The sequence below is a fragment of the Paenibacillus sp. 2TAB23 genome (assembly GCF_052115165.1).
Taxonomy (GTDB): Bacteria; Bacillota; Bacilli; order Paenibacillales; family Paenibacillaceae; genus Pristimantibacillus.
In genome coordinates, this window is the sequence record NZ_JBFRGD010000022.1 from 89,955 (window position 1) to 108,203 (window position 18,249).

The window sequence follows — 18,249 nt, forward strand, 5'->3', positions numbered from 1 at the left end:
AGTAGGCTGCCCCGTAAGAGAGGCAACCTATGTCCAAATAATCGGGCATCTGCTTGCTGCGAGCTTGCTGTATGGCGGTCCCAAAGCTGCCTCGGTACCGCTTATCGTCTCATCTTGCTCGTAGTCCGAAAATTAAGGTTTCCGGGTAGAAACATTCAGGCCTTATCCCAAATATATACGAGATTAATGTTAATGAATAAAGAACGAATTTCAATTCCGGCAGAGTGCTCCGCCTCAAACCTATTCTAGTTTATCTAATCCCCCTAACACTGTCAATGAAATACGAACATTAAAAGACAATGTTTTATAAAGGTTCGTTTTTTTGAATAAAACGTATCATAATTCAGAGCGGAATACCCAAATAAAGGGGGATCGCCGTCATCTCAGGTATCCTGTAAGCTTAATCCCCTCCTCCTTATTGTTCTCCGCTGCGGAAATATCGCGAGTCCAGAGCTGCCTGCTCTTGCAGAATCCCTTTATAATTCCCTATACGCGGCAAACCTTCCACCTAAACGTCCGTTTTCACAAATGCTTTTGCCGACTAAGAACCGAATTCGCCGAATACAGTTATAACAGATGCTTAGAAAATAAATAGAGGAGGCCTAGCCACGGTGCAAATTCATGTCGTGCAAAAAGGCGATACGCTCTACAAGCTCGCACAGCAATTCGATGATTCGGTTGAAGAGATTGCGGATGCCAATGGAATAAATGCTGCCGATCCACTGGTCATCGGCCAGTCGCTCATTATTCCGTCCGATGCGACTGCCCATAAGGTGCTCGCCAACGAAACCCTATGGCTGATTGCCCGTCGGTACGGGGTTTCGCTGCAGGAGCTTGCCGCCGTTAACAACATAAGCAATCCCGCGCTTATTTATCCCGGCCAGAACCTTGTCATTCCGCAAGCCGCAAAGCCGAGCATTGAGGTCAATGCGTATACGGAGAAGTTCGGAGCCGCAGGCGTGGCTATTGTTGAAGAAATTGGTCCTTACCTCACTTATTTAAGCCCGTTCAGCTATCGGCTGCAAGCAGACGGTTCCATTACGCCGCTCGACGACTCCGCTATTATTAATGCCGCTTACCATACGCGAACGGCTCCCATGATGGTCATCACCAATTTCGAGAACGGCACATTTAGCCCTGATATCGCTCATGCCATACTGAGCAACCCTCCGCTTCAGCAGTCGGTTATCGAGAGCATCCTTGCCACAATGAAGCAGAAGGGCTACCTTGCGCTTAACGTCGATTTCGAATATGTCCCTCCCGCTGACCGCGAGCTTTACAACGCCTTTCTGCAAAGGCTGGTGGACAGCCTCCATCCGCAGAACCTGCTCGTGTCCGCTTGTCTCGCTCCCAAGACGAGTGCCGCCCAGACCGGTACATTGTACGAAGCCCACGACTACGAGGCTATGGGCCGCATCTTGGATTTCGTTATTCTGATGACCTACGAATGGGGCTGGTCCGGCGGTCCTCCGCGGGCGGTTGCCCCGCTGAACGAGGTGAATAAAGTGCTGACTTATGCCCTGAGCGTCATTCCTCCGCAAAAAATCGTCATGGGCATGCCGCTGTACGGCTATGACTGGACACTGCCTTACGTACAGGGCGCTAAGTGGGCTCCTACCATAAGTCCGCAAGCGGCGATAAGCCGTGCGAATCAATTCGGCGCTGACATTCAATACGACGAGGAAGGACAATCGCCCTACTATCATTATTATGACAGGGAAGGGCGAGAGCATGTAGTCTGGTATGAGGATGCGCGCAGCGTGCAGGCCAAATTCAATCTCGTCAAAGCGTACAACCTGCGCGGCGTCAGCTACTGGGTCCTTGGCGTTTCTTTCCCGCAGAATTGGTATGTGCTGCAGGCGAATTTCACCATCAAGAAGCTTGTTTAACGGCTTTTGTTAACGGGATTGTTGCAGGCATAACGAAGAGGCTGCACCGCTGCGACATGTCGCATGCCGGAGCAGCCTTTTACATTTACACCTAATATTACTTTCTTATCCGCTTTTTTAATTAAGGTCATTGTATGCATACGTAATGACAGTAAAATACATAATACCTCAAGCAGTAATATTTGCTAGTCATGCGAAAGGCCGATTTTGGAGGGATTGAAATGGTCCTGCATTCAGATCTTATACATTCTTCGAACGAAATGAACTTAAAAAAGCTGCGGCAAATCTTTTCAGATAACGAGTCTTTAGTTATACGCAGCCTAATGGATGAAGAAGGTGCATTACTTGCTTCATTTGTTTACTTAAACATCTTAATTGATGAAAAATATTTAAATCAACATCTTATTCGAACAATGAACGAAGATCTCCATACAAAAACGGGACCGGTGAACGAAACAGCTTTAAACACTCTAAACTCTCTCGGCGCCGTTAATGAAATGAAGCAAATCGAGGCCGTAGTTCGTTTGATCACCGATGCTGGTATTGTCGTCTTTGTCGAAGGGACCCCCATGGCTTATGGCATATTATTGCCAGGGTATGAGACCCGTGCTATCGATGAACCGAAAATTGAAATCAATGTACGGGGGCCAAAAGAAAGCTTTACCGAGGACCTGCAACAAAACTTGAGCATGGTATATAGGAAGCTTAAGACACCAGATCTAAAATCAATATCATTTATTATCGGTCAGCAAAGCCAGACCAAGGTAATGCTTTTATATCTTGAAAACCGAATTGACCCCACTCTTTTAGCGGAAATAAGAAACAAAATCGAATCCGTCCAATTGGACGTTTTAATCGTCAATACTCAGATCGAAGAGTTAATTCAGGATAACATTTTCACTCCCTTTCCCCAGATTTTCAGTACAGAAAGGCCTGATCGGGTTGCTACCGCATTAGGCAGGGGAAAAGCAGCCATTATAACAGACGGAACGCCAATTGCCTTAATCGCTCCTACCTCTTTTTTCGAAATGCTTCACCCTAGCGAAGATTTATACGAGAGGTTTTATTTTGCTAACTTTTTAAGAATACTGCGTTTGATATGCCTGTTCATCTCGTTATTCGGACCTTCCTTATATATTTCCTTGACCACCTTTCATCTCGAAATGATCCCGACGCCGCTGATGATGGCCTTTATTTCCTCAAAAGCCGGAATTCCATTCCCAACCTTTATCGAAGCGATACTCATGGAGACCGCTTTTGAAATACTCAGAGAAGCCAGCCTTCGATTGCCTCGTGCAGTAGGCCAATCCGTTAGCATTGTGGGGGCACTAATTATTGGTGAGGCTGCTGTTCAATCGGGGATTGTGTCCAGGCCGATGGTTATCGTAGTGGCCATGACCGGAATTGCCTCTTTTGCGATCCCTTCCTTTAGTACGGCTATCGCGTTACGTATGCTGAGGTTTCCTTTTATACTGCTTGCCGCTAGTTACGGTGTATTAGGTCTCTCTTTAAGTATGTTCATACTCATCATGCATTTGTGTTCCTTGCAAACATTTGGCGTGCCATTTCTTGAACCCGTCAGTTTCAAAAGCATAAGAGACACATTGATGAAGTATATTCTTCTTCCTGTCAAATATAGAGAAAATGTTTTGCAGGTCAAGGCTGGCCGTGCAGATGCTCCGCAACCAAAAAAAGGAGGTTTCCTGCATGGCAATGAAGAGGATGAATATCGTTAGATTCATTCTATCGATCTGTTTACTTGCATGCCTAGCTGGCTGTTCAGCCGATGTCACAGAAATTAGCGACATTGCTTTAGTTACAGCGACGGGCATCGATTATGATCATAAAACAAAAAAATATATATTTACTTCCTATTGTTTATTGCCAACAACGACCAGTACGGAGAATACCGGTAAACTTTCCGAATGGGTTGTTAGCGCAACGGGCAATTCTATATTGGATGCGGCCAAAAAATTGCGGAGCCAAGTCGGGAAAACTCTTATATGGCAGCATAATAAGTTCATTATTATTGGAGAAAGCGCAGCTCGCTATTCTTTTTATGAAATTATGGATTTCATGACTAGAAACCGTCAAATTCGCATTACTAGTTTCCTTTTTGTGAGTGAAGGAAGAGCCGTGAATTTACTGAATATGAATACAGAAACAGAAGACTTGCTCTCCAATGATTTGCTCGGGAAAGTCAGGAACGAAAAGGRGTGGGGTAGAAGCATCAGCCAGAGCATACAAAATATCGCAAATTGGAATACTGATCCTTATAGGGGCTTTGTTACCGGTAAGATACGTACAGCTAGACAACCCTTCAAGTCCAAAGAAGAACTATCCTTAAGTGGAGGAGCTGTTTTTAACCATGGCAAATGGGTCGGCTGGCTGGACGAAGAAGATGTGCTAGTCGTTCATTTATTATCAGAAAAAAGCAAATGGAAGGATCTTGTTTTTAGCGAAACCTTTGAATTTAATGATATCAACGTCACCTTACATTTTAAGCTAGACAAGCAATCGATACGAAGTAGGTATATCAATGGCCCCAAACTAGATATTCATTTGACTTTAATCTCAACCGTAGGTGAAATAGAGCACTATTTGTCTGTAGACAAAGCAGATACAATCAGACAATTGGAGCTAACCGCATCCGCTTTTTTGGAAAATAAGATCAAGCATTCGCTTCTTCATTTTCAAAGAGGGCTGAATGTTGACGTCATTGGTTTTTCTGATCTTTTTTATCAGCATTACCCGAATGAGTGGGCCGCTTTAAAGCATAAATGGACGGATATTTACCCAACGCTTCCGATTCAAACCCATGTCGCTGTAAAAATAGATAAACTGGGATTGAATCAATTTTTAGGGGAGCGTTAATATGCTCAATACGATCATTTGCTTCCTGTCTGTTTGTTATGGCATTCAACAATTTTCAAGCTTTCGGAAACAAAATGAAAAACACGATGCCCTTGTTATACTAATACTTTGTGGAATGATTGCGATCTATTGCAACCCTTTCTACAGCGCCTCATTACCTACCGTGGAATCGTTTTATACCTTCGTTTATAAACCGGTCTCTCATTATTTGTTAGGACATTAATCTGTTTCGTAGGAGGAATCCGCGTGGCCGCTCAGAACAAAATAACTCATGGCCAGCTCAGTTGCCTCGTATTCAGTTATTTATCCGGATTCTCAACATTGTTTTTATCAGAAGCAGCATTGCTAAAACAAGATGTCTGGATGTCTTATCTCATCGGCATGGCATCAGCCATTGGGATGATGTGGCTGTTATGCTATGTCCAATGGAAGAACCCTCAATTGACAATGGTTGAAATTTGCGACAAGTTATTCGGACATTGGGTATCGAAGCTTGTTCTATTCATTTACCTCATCTATATTCTTGAAATGCAAGCAGCTGCTTGTCGTGCGTTAACCGCATTCTATACTACAGTCGTCATTCCCAACATGCCTTCGAATCAAATGATCCTGCTTATTATTTTTTCTACGACTTACGCCACTTATCTTGGACTTGGCACAATTGTAAGAGCCGTCCAGATAACGCTTCCCTTTTTTCTGGTGGGCATATCCATTATTAGCTTTTTTTTATTGCGCGAAATCGAGACTAATCCATTTCTCCCCCAATTTCAACACACATTCTCGGAAATCATGTACGGCGGCTTGCTTAGCCTTTATTTTCCGTTTGGTAAGCTGGTTGTCTTTGGGTTTCTCCTAGCACGGGTTAAAAATATGAAAAAGATTTTTTCAAGCAGCGTTCTAGGGCTAATATTCGCAGCATTATATTTGTTGGTCACTGCATACTTGACCCTTGGTACGATTGGAATCCATCTAACCGGAACTGCAACGTTCCCTTTTTTCTCATCTATTCAAATGGTCAAATTCGGAGAATATTTGGAAAGAATAGAAATTACGATCATCGGGATCTGGACCCTATTTACCTTATTCGAAATCGTTGTCCTTCAATATGTATTCACAATGTTGCTGCGGCATGTGTTACGGATTAAAAACATGAAACCTTTTATATTCCCGATAGGCTTATTATTTTTTATTTTGGCCCAGAACAGCTTTCTTCGCCTAACTGATTTATCGTTCTATAACCTTAATATTGCTCCTTTTTCAACCATGCTTCCCATCGCAATAGTCCCGATCATTCTAAGTATTATGACGATATTGAGAAAGGAGAAAACATAAACAATTTAGTCGCTTCAATCCTTGAATAAACCACACGCTGTCCAAATATGATGTATCCCCATACGAGCATAATATTAAAAAACAGGCCGTCTAGCTCGACAAAGTCGAACTAGACGGCCTGTTGCACGAAAACGGTTCAATGGACTATACCAGCCATACCGTCTTCGCGGTAGCTGGCACACGCTGCGGCTCCGGCGGAGTCATATCTGGATAGCCCAAGTAAATGAAGCCGACAATCTGATCCTCAGCTGCTAGACCAAACGTATCTCTCATCAAGGGATGGTACATCGGATCGCCTGAGCGCCATATCGCTCCCAGGCCGTTCGCATGTGCCGCTAACAATAGATTTTGCACTGCAGCATGAGCTGCTGCAAGCTCTTCCGCAAGCACGGCACGCGGGTCGTCGGAAGGCGAGCAGACAGCTGCGATGACAACTGGCGAGCGGTATGCTTTGGTCCGCTCCTTAGCGAGTCTGTCCTCAAGCGCCTGGCCGCTAAGCTCCGGGACCGCTGCTGCTGACACGCGTGCGTAACCCTCGGCAAGACGGCCCCGTCCTTCTCCCGTCATGACAATAAAGGACCATGGCTGTGTATTATGATGGCTCGGCGCCCATACAGCCGCATCCAGCAGCTTCTCGATCAAAGTGCGGTCAACCGGATCCTTCTTCACTCTTCCAATGGTTCTTCGCGAGCGAATCGCTTCTTCCATATTCATAAGAATTAACTCCTCCATTCAATAGGATAGGGGTAACTCCGTTTGGGTTACTCGAACAAATAGCGATACTCTCCATAGCCCTCTTGCTCAAGCTGATCCTTGCCGACAAAACGCAGCGACGCTGAATTAATGCAATAGCGGAGCCCGGTTGGCTGCGGTCCGTCATCGAATACATGGCCAAGGTGAGAATCTCCCTCTTTGCTGCGAACCTCAACCCTAACCATATAATGCGAGGTATCGGTATGCTCGGCTACCGCAGAGGACTGCAGCGGCTTCGTGAAGCTTGGCCAGCCGCACCCTGCATCGTATTTATCGCGGGAGCTGAAGAGCGGCTCTCCCGAGACGATATCCACATAGATGCCGTCCTCGGTGTGATCCCAGTACTCGCCCGTGAACGGACGCTCTGTTCCGCTGTTTTGCGTCACTTCATATTGAATCGGAGTCAGGCGCTGCTTAAGCTCGTCCTTATCCTTCTTCACCGTCCAGTTTTGCGAGATAAACGCATCGCGCCCCGAACCTTTGCGGTACATTTTGTAGCGGTACGGATTCGTCTTGTGATAGCCCTGATGATAATCTTCTGCCGGATAAAAAGCTTGCGCAGGCTCGATCTCGGTCACGATTGGACGATCGAATCGGCCGCTTGCGGCCAGCTCCTGCTTGGAAGCCTCCGCCAGCTCGCGCTGCTTCTCATCATAATAATAAATACCCGTCCGGTAAGATTCGCCGCGGTCATGGAACTGGCCCCCTGCATCCGTCGGATCGATTTGCATCCAGAAGATGTTAAGAAGCTTCTCGTATGGGAACACCTGCGGATCGTACGTAATTTGTACCGCTTCCGCATGTCCGGTCGTCTCCGAGCAAACCTCTTGATAGGTCGGGTTCACGGTATGTCCGCCCGTATAGCCGGAAACGACCGAGATAATGCCCGGCATTTCTTCGAAGGGAGATACCATGCACCAGAAGCAGCCTCCAGCAAACATCGCTTTCGCTTCGGTTTGGCTTGCGCCGTTATTTGTAATTGGTTGATCCATGCTGATCATCCTCCTAAATGTTTCAAATGATAATGAATCTCCCTCTATTATACATGACAAGGTAGGTGAACAACAAAAAAAGGGCTGCTCCGCAAGGTTCATACCCCTTGGAGACAGCCCAAATCATTACGATGCAAAATCAGATGCTGGAAGAAATACGAATAATACCGGCAAGGAGCTTGCTCCTGGCGATGTATATTGGATCGTTACCTCTGGTGCCTTCTGTTGTCCTGCGGCTCCCTCAGGTTTCAGCTGCGTATAAAGGAGTGCTCCCTCGCCCACCTTCACATGTCCGCCAGTCGGGACAGATATGACTTTCCCATTCACCGTAACCGCGCCTTGGAAGACGCCAGCACGCGGATTCAGAATGATCCTTGTACCATATGCGACATTTTTGAGCTTGATCGTCGTCACGGCGCCGTACTCGCCGCCATTGATCGTCATGCCGCCAGTCAGCGCATCCACACCTGCCATCGCCGGCCCGCGTTGGCCGAGGCGAAGCTTGCTTTCGGTAACGCCGACCTTTTCATTCACTTCAATGTATTGATCCGTATCGAAGAACTTGCCTCGGTTACCTACCTTCTCAAGCTCAGGAAGCGTGAATACCGCGCTAACGGCATCGGTGTATTCCTGCAATGCCATAGTGGAGAAGGTTAACTCGCCATCCATGTCGACGTCAATGAGGCCAGAGAAGCCTTCATCCGGATTCATGATGATTTTCTCCATCTCCGGCATTAAGTTAATCGACATGCCTGGCTCGATAATCATCTCGCGCGGCTGCGATACGGCGAAGTATCTGCTTACCGCTGCCGATCCGAACTGAAGCGCACTTACACTCGGTCCAGCCAGTCCGCGATTGCCAACGGTCAGCTTAACGCTCTCCGTCCCTTTGTTCGTGACGACAACCGCAAGCTTCAACCGCTCAGTGGAGCCGTTCCGATGATGAAGGAACAAACGGCTCGGATCGGCCAGCGTATCCTCGTACAGCAATCCTTCACCAAAGAACCGCTCGGGAGCATTGGACATGTATAACGTCCGACCGCTCTTAGATTCAATCGTATCCACTTCTTTGAACGTATTCATCAGCTTCCCGTCGAGGACGAATTTATCTCCGGGATTACCATAGCGCATGTAATATTCATATGGCGTGTACATAACTTCATCGGATACGTAAATATCCTGCGATACGGTCTCACTGCCGAGTCCCTCATTATCGTAGACACTTAACGTTACGCTGTATACACCAGGCTCGAAATACGTGCTCTTGCGGCCAGTCCAGTTCGTTTTGATGATTTTGCCGTCTGGATCGTGACTGAGATCCTCGTACTCAATGTTCTCGCCCAGCTTCACTTGAAGCGGCGCATTGAACTTCGCTACTGGCGCAACATTAGGCTCCGGCTGGATTGTTATGCTAATTTGTTTGAGCTGCGCATTAAATACATAGCTCGCATTCCAGAGCAGCTTCACCGCGGACAAAGGAACGTGCATCGTGCCATTAATTTGCATGGCAGCAGTAGGCAGCAGCACATAGCTTCCATTGCGGACCGCGCCGCGCATTTTGTTATTTAAAGTGACCTTGTTGAAATAGGTATCGATATGAGTTCCCTTGCTATCGTTATATACGCTTGCTCCTACCGAGGTGGCAATCGTACGGACTGGAATCATCGTGACTCCTTTTACTACCGGCAGCGGCGTTGCCATTTGCTGCGTTTTGCCGTTCAAACTCATCTGCTTCGAGCCGTGCACGAATACCACTTTGATCGGCTGGCGTTCTGCAGCCTGCGCCTCTTCCTTTGCACCAAATCCTGTCCCTACAAGCGAAACCAGCAAGCTGGCTACTACAATCCGCTTGGCCATTCGTTTCATCCAATTCAAGTTGCTCATCCTGTTCTCCTTCCAAATTTACAGCGTTCAATGCTGCATCCCTTACGGTTAGACGCGCATAGTGGCAAGAATGTTCCGCAGGATATTAAAATTTACATTTATTTTCCACTCCTTAATGGGGACAGCAACGTTTCTCTTTGTTACAATAAGATGACATTCGCAACTATTTAGCGGCAAGTGCTGTCTAAAAGAATGTACCCCCGAGCTTGCAGTTCGTTCATCCGATCTTTCGTGCAAGTGACTACCAAGAGAGGTGAATGAATAGAATGAGTGATTTGATTTTGGAACAACGCACTGCCAGCCAATCCGACAAAAAGACACGCCGAAAAAGAGGAAACCGTACGTTTTTCCTCTTCGTTTGCGTATGGGTCATTATTATATGCTCCGGCATATTAGGGGCGAAATGGTATACCGAACGCATTCAACAGACGTTATCTGCCGATCTTGAACGGCAAACAGCCAGTCAGATCGCCGCCATGCAGCAAACCTACGAGGCTCGCATGCTGCAGCTCGAAACCGATTATACGGCTGACCTCGGCGAGCTGAAAGCAAAGGTCGATGCGCTGAACGAGCTGCTTACCTTCACGAAGGATAATGCGGCCTCAAAGACGGATAACAGCAACAAGCTGTACACGCAGCTGAACGAGGTTAAAAAGCAGCTGAACGAGCTGAAGAAAAGCTTGGACGTGCTCAAATGAATATGACCGTCAAAGCTTTGAATCGCACCGCCCTGCTTGCATGCGCTCCGTTTCTCGGCATTATGATCTGGCTGCTCTTATCCGATATCGTCATTCAGCTGTCTACGGACGCATTCCCAAAGCCCGTCACGGAGCAAACAAGGCTGTCCGAAGCCGATATTACCCATGCTGCAGCAGGCTTGGATCTCGCTCAGCAGACCGCTTCCCAAACTAGGGAATCGATCCAAAGGCAGCTGAAGCTGTACAAGCAGACGAATGCCGACATGGCTCAAATCGCATCAGTCGCTTCTTCTCAGGCCATGAGGCCGCTTGAGATTTACGACCGCAACGTGACAAGACGACTTGGCAGCACCGCTGCTACGATCGAATCTGAGAAGCTGAGAGCTCAGCTCTTCTACATAAAAGCAGAAAACTTCACAGCTTATGCATTGAAGGTAAAGCTGAAGAGCAAGGATGCAATGACCATGACGCTCGGCGGCGATGAGCTTGGACAAGCAGAGTCCACGCTCGCTGCCGTCAACCGGCATGGCGCCATCGCAGGCGTGAATGCCGGCGGCTTCGCGGATGGACGCGGCAAACGTTATCCGCTGAGCACAACCATTGTAGACGGAAGCTATGCTACCGGCTTCGAGCCGCCCCATGCGGATTTGTTTTTCGTCGGCCTTAATGATCAGAATGAGCTGATTGGCGGGAAGTTCGCAAGCAAGGAGCAGCTCGATTCCAAAAAACCAAAATTCGGGGCATCCTTTGTGCCCGTCCTGATGCGAAACGGAGCTCCGCAGACGATTCCCGCGAAATGGCAAACGAGCCCGAAGCGTGCGCCGCGAACCGTGGTGGCCAATTATAAGGACGATCAACTGTTGTTTATCGTAGCCGACGGCTACAACGAAGCAGGAAGCTCGGGCGCTACGCTTAGCGAAATGCAGCTGCTGCTGCAGCGTTATGGAGCCGTGGACGGCTATAACTTGGACGGCGGCGGCTCTTCCTCGCTTATTTTTAACGGCCGGGTCATCAACAAGCCATCGGACGGACAGCTTCGCAAGCTGCCGACGCATTTTCTGTTTTTCAAATAATTAGGCTAGCCTGGCGCTTCGATGATGATTTCTGAATATACTAATACCGAGCTTCCCGATTCAGACTCCTACTAACGTTTTTCGGAAAGGAGCAGCACGGATGGGTATCGGATCGACATGGTATCGCAAATCATTATTGACGGTCACGGGCATGCCTCTAGTAGAGAAGCTTTCTGCCACCAGCTTCGGAAAGAAGCTTGCCAGCCGATTTATTGCAGGAGAAACCTTAAGCGAGGCTTTGGATGAGATTGAGAAGCTAGGCAAGCTCGGTATTATGGCAACGCTTGACCATCTTGGGGAAGGCATACGCGATATTAGCGAGGCGGAAGCCTATAAAACGCAATATTTGACGCTCATCGAGGGCATTGCTGAACGAAAGGCAAGCTCCAACGTATCGTTGAAGCCGACCCAAATGGGACTCGCGCTCGATCAAGCCGCCTGTTACGCCAACATCCGGGAAGTCGTGAAGCATGCGCGGCGCCACCGCAACTTTGTTCGCATCGACATGGAGAACACGCCGTATACCCAGTCCACCATCGATATCGTCAAGCGGCTTCATGCCGAGGGACTTACGAACGTAGGAACGGTGCTGCAGGCTTATTTGTTCCGAACGGAGAAGGATGTCAGGGAATTGCTGCAAGCGCGAATTAGCCTTCGCCTTGTCAAAGGCGCCTACAAAGAGAGCCCAGAGGTTGCTTTTCAGACCAAAACCGAAGTCATGAATAGCTTCAAAAGCATGATCAAGCAGCATTTGGACAGACGCGCCTACACCGCTATTGCCTCGCATGACGATGAAATCATCAGCTGGGCGAAAGCTTATGCACGCTCGCGCCGAATTCCCAAAAACGCGTTTGAATTCCAAATGCTTTACGGTCTCCGAATGAACGAGCAGGCTCAGCTTGCAAAGGAAGGATATAGGGTCCGCTGCTACGTTCCGTACGGCAGCATGTGGTATCCCTACTTCACCCGCCGCCTTGCTGAGAAGCCTGCTAACCTCATGCTGGTGCTTAAACATATGTTCTAAACGAAAAGCTGAAGCCTGAGTGGGCTTCAGCTTTTTCTGTCATTCCTGTTCATTTGCAGGGATAGCTGGATAGGGCTGTCTGTCGCATGCCTCTCAGCCGATCATTGGCCGATGTTCAGCCTGAGCGCGGATTGTCGTACCGTCAACTAAGCACAGCCACGAATCCACGTTTCTCTCGTTCTCGGTCAAGCGGATCACGCGGGCACCGCGCGGAAAACCTTCCTTGCCATAGGTATTGTACCCGGTTGCACGCCCGTAATAGAGGCGGATCCCGTAAAGCTCGCCCCAATAATCGTTCGTATGGTCATGTCCGCAGAAGGTTGCCGTCACATCGCCCTGCGCCAGCAGGGCCGAAAAGAAACCAGCTTGCGTCTGTGCGGCGCAAACCCCTTCGTTCTTTTCGCCATAGCATATTTCCTTGTCCCATGCTTCTTGATATTCCGGAAGCGGGATATGAAAAAAGGCAATGGCCGGTAATACGCCGTCCTGCAACCGAGCTTTCCATTCCCGGGACTTCTCCAAGTACCACTGTACTTGATCATGCTGAATCCAATCGTAGCCGGGAACGCTGGGCAGAATGGAATATGCGCCGGAGTCGAGGCAATAGAGCAAGGCCGCCGCCTGATCGTTCGCAGCTCCGAGGACAGGAAGCACGTAATTGCCTGTACCGTGGATCTCCTGTGGTCCAGGCTCGGCTAAAGCATATGCGTGCTGCAGCACCTCGTCCATAAGCTCTTCGCGGGTAATATCGTTCTCCGTATCATGATTGCCGAATACGATTCCCCATGGCACGCCGCGCTGCTCTACAGCGGCGACCGCTTCCCGAAACGCTTGTTTCGGATCAATGCAGGTGGATGAGCCGTCCGCATGCATGCCCGTATAAATGACATCCCCCGTAAACATCACGAAATCCGGTTGCTCAGCGTCCAGCACAAGCTCCATCGCCGCTCTCGATTGCAGATCCAGCTCTCCTCCGTCCTGCCAATGAATATCGGTAAATTGCACAATGGTAAAAGTGCCGTCATCGCGAAAACGAAGCTCTTTAGCGTTCCCCATCTATACCCTACTCCCTTTCCAATAAATAGCTGAACACCATGCTTTAATGCCCGAATGCTGCAATTAGAATGTTTCAATGTCCGGAAGATGCAATCATGATGATGCCCATCACAACGGCGACCGAAGCCGTAATTCTTCGGATGCCTTGCGACTCCTTCAACACGAAAAGGCCAAGCAGCGTGCCGAATACGATGCCGACCTCCCTCATAGGCGCGACAGTTGAAACATTGGCGTTTCTCGCTGCAAGCAAAAACAGCAAATATGAGCCCGGCGACAAAATAGCGCCAATCCATATCCGATTCGAATGTGTGCGAATCACCTGTTTTAGACGCCCAGAACGAACAACCGCCGGCGTCAGTCCAAGCATGAACCCGATGTTTGTCACTTCCAGCAGCGCAAGCGGTGATAGATGCTGCAAATTCACCTTGTCAATAAGCGTATAGACGGTAATGCATAGACCGACGCCTATAGCCAGCAGCATCGGCTTCAGGACAGCATGCTGTCCCTTGCCTGCGGATCTGCCAAGCATGACGACGAACCCGGCCAGCATAAAGCAGAGACCGACCCAGCCCCATAGAGCCAAGGTTTCACCTAACAAGATTACCCCAAACGCCGGGATAAGCAGCGTTGGCGTACCGCGCATGACAGGATATACCTGCGATAAATCGCCAGCGTTATAAGTGTAGGCAAGCAGCAGCGAATAGATGCTTTGCATCACGAGAGACGCTCCGATTAACAGCCATATGTCCGGCGAAAAGGACTTGCCAGCTAGTTCTTTGATCATTGTCGGCAGCAAGAGAAGGGTTGCAGGCATGTAGATCACCCATAAGAAAACCGCTTTATCCGTGCTTTGCTTCGCCAGCATGTTCCATACGGCATGAGCCAAGCCGGAACACAATACAAGACTAAGAGAAATAACGAACAATAAAGCAACAACTCCTCTACCCTTCTTTTCCAACACAATAACACACAAACACACATATTTACAATATCTTAATATAAAATACACATCTATCAATTAAAAAAAGACTCTCAGCCATTTTGCCAAGAATCTCACGGGCATCGAAGCCCCTCACGCTTATTCCATGCTAGTCATAAACGATCTCTATACCACTCTGTTTATATTTCGCGACGATGTTCGGATCGATCTTCGAATCCGTTACAAATCGCTCAACCTCTCCGCAGCCGCACACCTTAAGCAGGGAGACTTGATCGAATTTGCTGCTGTCGGCAAGGGCAATTGTGCGCTTGGCCTTCGCCTGCATGATTTTTTTCACCTGCACCTCGCCAATCGCGTTGTCGGTTATACCGTCTTCCAGCGTAACTCCGCTCATGCTCATAAAGAAAAGGTCGGCGTGGAAGCGGGAGGCGAATTCTTCTGCCAAATCTCCGATGATGCTCTGCTCCTCTTGACGGATCACGCCGCCAATCATAACCAGCGTATACCCTGGCATATCGATTAATTCGTTCACAATAGGAAGCGAATTCGTAATGATCGTCAGCTTCTCGAATTTTGCCTTGAGCGCCTTCGCAATCTGCGTATTAGTGGTGCTGACGTCGAGTGCGATGGACATCCCTTCCGTTACATATCGTACAGCAAGCTGCGATAATTCCGTCTTCTCCGTCAAGTAGATGGATTCACGAATCGGCAGTGGAATTTCGGTGCTGTAGTCCAGCTCCTTCAGAATCGCGCCGCCATGGACCCTTTGCAAATATCCGGCACTCTCCAAATGCTCCAGATCCCGCCTTATCGTTTCGAAGGATACGCCGAACGTTTCCATAAGCTCCGATGCGCGAATGGATTTGTCCGTATTTATTTTCTGAATGATAATTTGATGCCGCTGCTGCACAAACAATTGCCCTCACTCCCTTATGCCAGAACTTCCGATCTTCCATGCTTCTGATAAGTAGTCTACCATAAATCAACCTGGAGAGCTTAACTGATAGATACCTTCGACAGCCTGAAGCTTGCTTGCAAAAGGCGAAGGTGAAGCAAAGCGGCAATTATGCCGAATTCGTTAGCTCGCGTTCACTTTTAACGATATTGCTGCTTTCAGCATTCGCATGTCGCGCTCGCTATACAGATAAAGCCGCTCCGCATCCTGCTGCGTGATGACTTCAAAGCGGAAGCGATCGCCAGGCTTTAGCTGCGCGAATACCGGGATATCGACTGATGCGACCTGCGCAATGCGCGGGTAACCGCCGGTCGTCTGTCTATCAGCCAATAGCACGATGGGATTGCCGTCGGCTGGGAGCTGGACGGTACCGTTTGCGACTGCCTCCGACAGGAGCTCCTGCGGCGAAGCGAGCGCAAGCTTCTGCGTACCTTCAAGCCGATAGCCCATGCGGTCAAACTGTGCTGCAATTTGATACGTCTGGCCAAACAGGGCCTTCTGGCTGTCTTCTGTGAATCGTCCATAATGAGTGCCCGGCATGGCGCGAATGATTGGGTCCGCCAAGCTAGCCGCTATTGCAAAATGACTCGCATGCCAGAGAGGCGCAGCGAAGGATTCAGCTATTTCGCCACTTAACTGCGATTTCATCCGCTCGGATAGCAATCCAGCAGGTTTCACATTCAGTACATCACCTGACTTAAGCGCCCTGCCCTCGTAACCGCCGATCCCCCCGCGCACATATGTACTTCTGCTGCCCATTATAACGGGGACATCAAGCCCGCCAGCCACGGCAAGGTAGGATCGGCAGCCCGAAAGGCATGCTCCGAACTTTATGACGACACCGGAGCGAACGAGGACGGGACGCCAAAGCGGCAGCCTTTCCCCGTTTGCGGTTACCGTCATATCCGCGCCGCAAATAGCGAGCAGCATTTCTCCATCAGTAAGAAGCTCCGCTCCCGAGAGCGTCAGCTCCAGCAAGGCTTCCTGCTCCTCGTTGCCTACTAATAGATTGGCTGCGCGTGCCGCACCCGTATCCATGGCACCGCCAGTCAAAACACCGTATTTCTGATAGCCATGGCGTCCAAGATCCTGAACGGTTGTAAGGAGCCCTGGACGAAGAATCGATAAGCTCATCGTTCACCTTCTAGATACGACATGTATTCTTCGTAAGTAATTGGCTTAAAACACACCGAATCACCTGGTCTGAGCAGGCTTGGAATCGTCTCCTGCGGTCTAAATAGGGCAAGCGGCGTTCTGCCAATCAACTGCCAGCCGCCTGGCGTGGATACCGAGTATACGCCCGTCTGCTTGCCCGCGATGCCAACGCTTCCCTGCGGAATGCTCGTTCTTGGCGTTTGGCGCCTTGGTGCAGCAATTCGCTCCGACATGCCGCCAAGATACGGAAAACCTGGCGCAAAGCCGAGCATATACACCAGATAAGAGGCATCTTTATGTATCGCTACAACCTCTTCCTCCGTGATCCCGTTATATTCCGCCACAAAAGCAAGATCAGGCCCGAATTCGCCGCCGTAACAGACCGGAATTTCAATCGTTCTCGCCGATTGTGCTGCTTCGTTCAGCAATTCCCGCTCGAGATACGCCTGCAACCGTGCACAGACCGTTTCATAAACCGATTCATGACCCAGCTCAGCTCCTGAGCGACTCCGTCTAACGAGTATGGGATCATAATAAACGGCTACCGCGGCAAAAGAAGGTACGCATTCCGTTAAGCCTGTAAACGGACGCGCCTCTATAGCTGCTGAGATCATCTGAACCCGCTGCTGAGTCTCTATGCTTATCGCGCTGCCTAAGCGCACAAGAAGCGCTGCGTCTCCGAGCGGCAGCAGTTCAATGGACCAAGCACATTCTCTCGTCTGCTTCTCCATCTTTATTCTCCCGCCTTCATCACTTCGATGCCTTCTGCCGCAAGCGCTTCGCGAAGCTGCCTAACTTGCTGCAGCGCGCCCGGCGTATCCCCATGCACGCACACCGTATCCGCCTGCACGAGGATGCTGCCTTTCTGGTGCGTTCGTACCTCGCCATCTTTGACCATACCGATCGCTTGCTCTGCAGCAAGTGTTGCATCCGCAATGATAGCCCCGTCCGTCCCGCGAGGTGTAAGCGTACCATCCGCTTCATAGGCGCGGTCTGCGAATACTTCGTTCACCGTACGCAAGCCTATCGCATTGCCTGCGTGAATAAGCGCACTGCCCGCCAAGCCGAATAGCAGGAGACTCGGATTGACCTTGTACACGGCCTCTGCAATCGCATCCGCCAGTCTCCTCTCCTTTGCCGCCATGTTATAAAGCGCGCCATGCGGCTTCACATGCGCGAGCCATCCGCCCTCCGATTGCGCAAACGCCTGTACCGCCCCCAGCTGATACACCGTCATTTCGTAAGCTTCCTCTGGGGTTATCGCCATCGCCCGCCTACCGAACCCAGGCAAATCGGGCAGTCCCGGATGCGCGCCGATCGCTACGCCGTTCGCAAGCGCAAGCTTCACCGTACGGCGAATCGTTGCGGCGTCCCCGGCATGAAAGCCGCAGGCAATGTTGGCAGATGTAATATATTTCATCAGCTCGCTGTCCAAGCTGTTTCGGTACACGCCAAAGTCCTCTCCCATATCGCAATTCAGGTCAATTCGCTTCATAAGGTTACCTTCCTTTCGGCAGCTGCAAGTTCTTTACCGCAAATTATAGCAAATATCTGGCGGCTTCGGACAATAGCCGCTTCATCCATTCATGACGCCTAATGCGAGCATATGACCGCTTAGTAAACG

Annotated in this window: 16 protein-coding genes and 1 riboswitch; of the genes, 7 read left to right on the plus strand and 9 right to left on the minus strand. The window is 49.4% G+C overall.

Going from position 1 to position 18,249, the window contains the following annotated elements:
* Window positions 1-101 precede the first annotated feature (101 nt).
* A riboswitch (purine riboswitch) is annotated at window positions 102-201 on the minus strand.
* A gap of 410 nt (window positions 202-611) precedes the next feature.
* From AB4Z29_RS25455 to AB4Z29_RS25470, 4 genes are all read left to right on the plus strand, one after another.
* A complete protein-coding gene (locus AB4Z29_RS25455; protein ID WP_441945781.1) occupies window positions 612-1,889 on the plus strand; it encodes a LysM peptidoglycan-binding domain-containing protein in 1,278 nt (425 codons plus the stop codon).
* Window positions 1,890-2,110: 221 nt separating this feature from the next.
* Window positions 2,111-3,625 carry a spore germination protein gene (locus AB4Z29_RS25460; protein ID WP_441945782.1) on the plus strand — a complete coding sequence of 505 codons (1,515 nt, stop codon included), beginning with the start codon at window positions 2,111-2,113 and terminating at the stop codon, window positions 3,623-3,625.
* A complete protein-coding gene (locus AB4Z29_RS25465) occupies window positions 3,597-4,763 on the plus strand; it encodes a Ger(x)C family spore germination protein (protein ID WP_441945783.1) in 1,167 nt (388 codons plus the stop codon). Before AB4Z29_RS25460 ends, AB4Z29_RS25465 begins: the two co-directional genes overlap by 29 nt.
* Before the next feature lie 246 nt (window positions 4,764-5,009).
* Window positions 5,010-6,095, plus strand: coding sequence for a GerAB/ArcD/ProY family transporter (locus tag AB4Z29_RS25470; protein WP_441945784.1), 1,086 nt, complete (start codon window positions 5,010-5,012; stop codon window positions 6,093-6,095).
* Between the two features lie 144 nt (window positions 6,096-6,239).
* Here AB4Z29_RS25470 and AB4Z29_RS25475 read toward each other — a convergent pair whose 3' ends face one another.
* From AB4Z29_RS25475 to AB4Z29_RS25485, 3 genes are all read right to left on the minus strand, one after another.
* Window positions 6,240-6,809 carry a nitroreductase family protein gene (locus tag AB4Z29_RS25475; protein ID WP_441945785.1) on the minus strand — a complete coding sequence of 190 codons (570 nt, stop codon included), beginning with the start codon at window positions 6,807-6,809 and terminating at the stop codon, window positions 6,240-6,242.
* Between the two features lie 47 nt (window positions 6,810-6,856).
* Complete coding sequence (gene msrB, locus AB4Z29_RS25480; protein ID WP_441945786.1) at window positions 6,857-7,840, minus strand: peptide-methionine (R)-S-oxide reductase MsrB; 984 nt, start codon at window positions 7,838-7,840, stop codon at window positions 6,857-6,859.
* Window positions 7,841-7,966: 126 nt separating this feature from the next.
* The gene (locus tag AB4Z29_RS25485) at window positions 7,967-9,724 is read right to left on the minus strand and encodes a stalk domain-containing protein (RefSeq protein WP_441945787.1); all 1,758 of its coding nucleotides are present in this window, start codon (window positions 9,722-9,724) and stop codon (window positions 7,967-7,969) included.
* 266 nt (window positions 9,725-9,990) lie between these two features.
* On the opposite strand from AB4Z29_RS25485, the gene AB4Z29_RS25490 reads away from it, so the two are divergent.
* The 3 genes from AB4Z29_RS25490 to AB4Z29_RS25500 all read left to right on the plus strand — a co-directional run bounded on the left by AB4Z29_RS25490 (window position 9,991) and on the right by AB4Z29_RS25500 (window position 12,519).
* Complete coding sequence (locus AB4Z29_RS25490; protein WP_441945788.1) at window positions 9,991-10,422, plus strand: hypothetical protein; 432 nt, start codon at window positions 9,991-9,993, stop codon at window positions 10,420-10,422.
* Window positions 10,419-11,495 (plus strand): phosphodiester glycosidase family protein, encoded by a 1,077-nt coding sequence (locus tag AB4Z29_RS25495; protein WP_441945789.1) that lies wholly within the window; start codon window positions 10,419-10,421, stop codon window positions 11,493-11,495. Before AB4Z29_RS25490 ends, AB4Z29_RS25495 begins: the two co-directional genes overlap by 4 nt.
* Window positions 11,496-11,595: 100 nt before the next feature.
* On the plus strand, window positions 11,596-12,519 hold the full coding sequence (locus AB4Z29_RS25500) for a proline dehydrogenase family protein (protein WP_441945790.1): 924 nt from the start codon (window positions 11,596-11,598) through the stop codon (window positions 12,517-12,519).
* Window positions 12,520-12,612: 93 nt separating this feature from the next.
* Here AB4Z29_RS25500 and AB4Z29_RS25505 read toward each other — a convergent pair whose 3' ends face one another.
* From AB4Z29_RS25505 to AB4Z29_RS25530, 6 genes are all read right to left on the minus strand, one after another.
* Window positions 12,613-13,575 (minus strand): metallophosphoesterase family protein, encoded by a 963-nt coding sequence (locus tag AB4Z29_RS25505; protein WP_441945791.1) that lies wholly within the window; start codon window positions 13,573-13,575, stop codon window positions 12,613-12,615.
* 73 nt (window positions 13,576-13,648) lie between these two features.
* The gene (locus AB4Z29_RS25510) at window positions 13,649-14,500 is read right to left on the minus strand and encodes a DMT family transporter (protein ID WP_441945792.1); all 852 of its coding nucleotides are present in this window, start codon (window positions 14,498-14,500) and stop codon (window positions 13,649-13,651) included.
* A gap of 163 nt (window positions 14,501-14,663) precedes the next feature.
* Window positions 14,664-15,425 carry a DeoR/GlpR family DNA-binding transcription regulator gene (locus AB4Z29_RS25515; RefSeq protein ID WP_441945814.1) on the minus strand — a complete coding sequence of 254 codons (762 nt, stop codon included), beginning with the start codon at window positions 15,423-15,425 and terminating at the stop codon, window positions 14,664-14,666.
* Between the two features lie 168 nt (window positions 15,426-15,593).
* Complete coding sequence (locus tag AB4Z29_RS25520) at window positions 15,594-16,604, minus strand: biotin-dependent carboxyltransferase family protein (protein WP_441945793.1); 1,011 nt, start codon at window positions 16,602-16,604, stop codon at window positions 15,594-15,596.
* Complete coding sequence (gene pxpB / locus AB4Z29_RS25525) at window positions 16,601-17,356, minus strand: 5-oxoprolinase subunit PxpB (protein ID WP_441945794.1); 756 nt, start codon at window positions 17,354-17,356, stop codon at window positions 16,601-16,603. The genes AB4Z29_RS25520 and pxpB overlap by 4 nt, the downstream gene beginning before the upstream one ends.
* A 2-nt stretch (window positions 17,357-17,358) precedes the next feature.
* Window positions 17,359-18,120 carry a 5-oxoprolinase subunit PxpA gene (locus AB4Z29_RS25530; RefSeq protein WP_441945795.1) on the minus strand — a complete coding sequence of 254 codons (762 nt, stop codon included), beginning with the start codon at window positions 18,118-18,120 and terminating at the stop codon, window positions 17,359-17,361.
* Window positions 18,121-18,249: the final 129 nt, after the last annotated feature.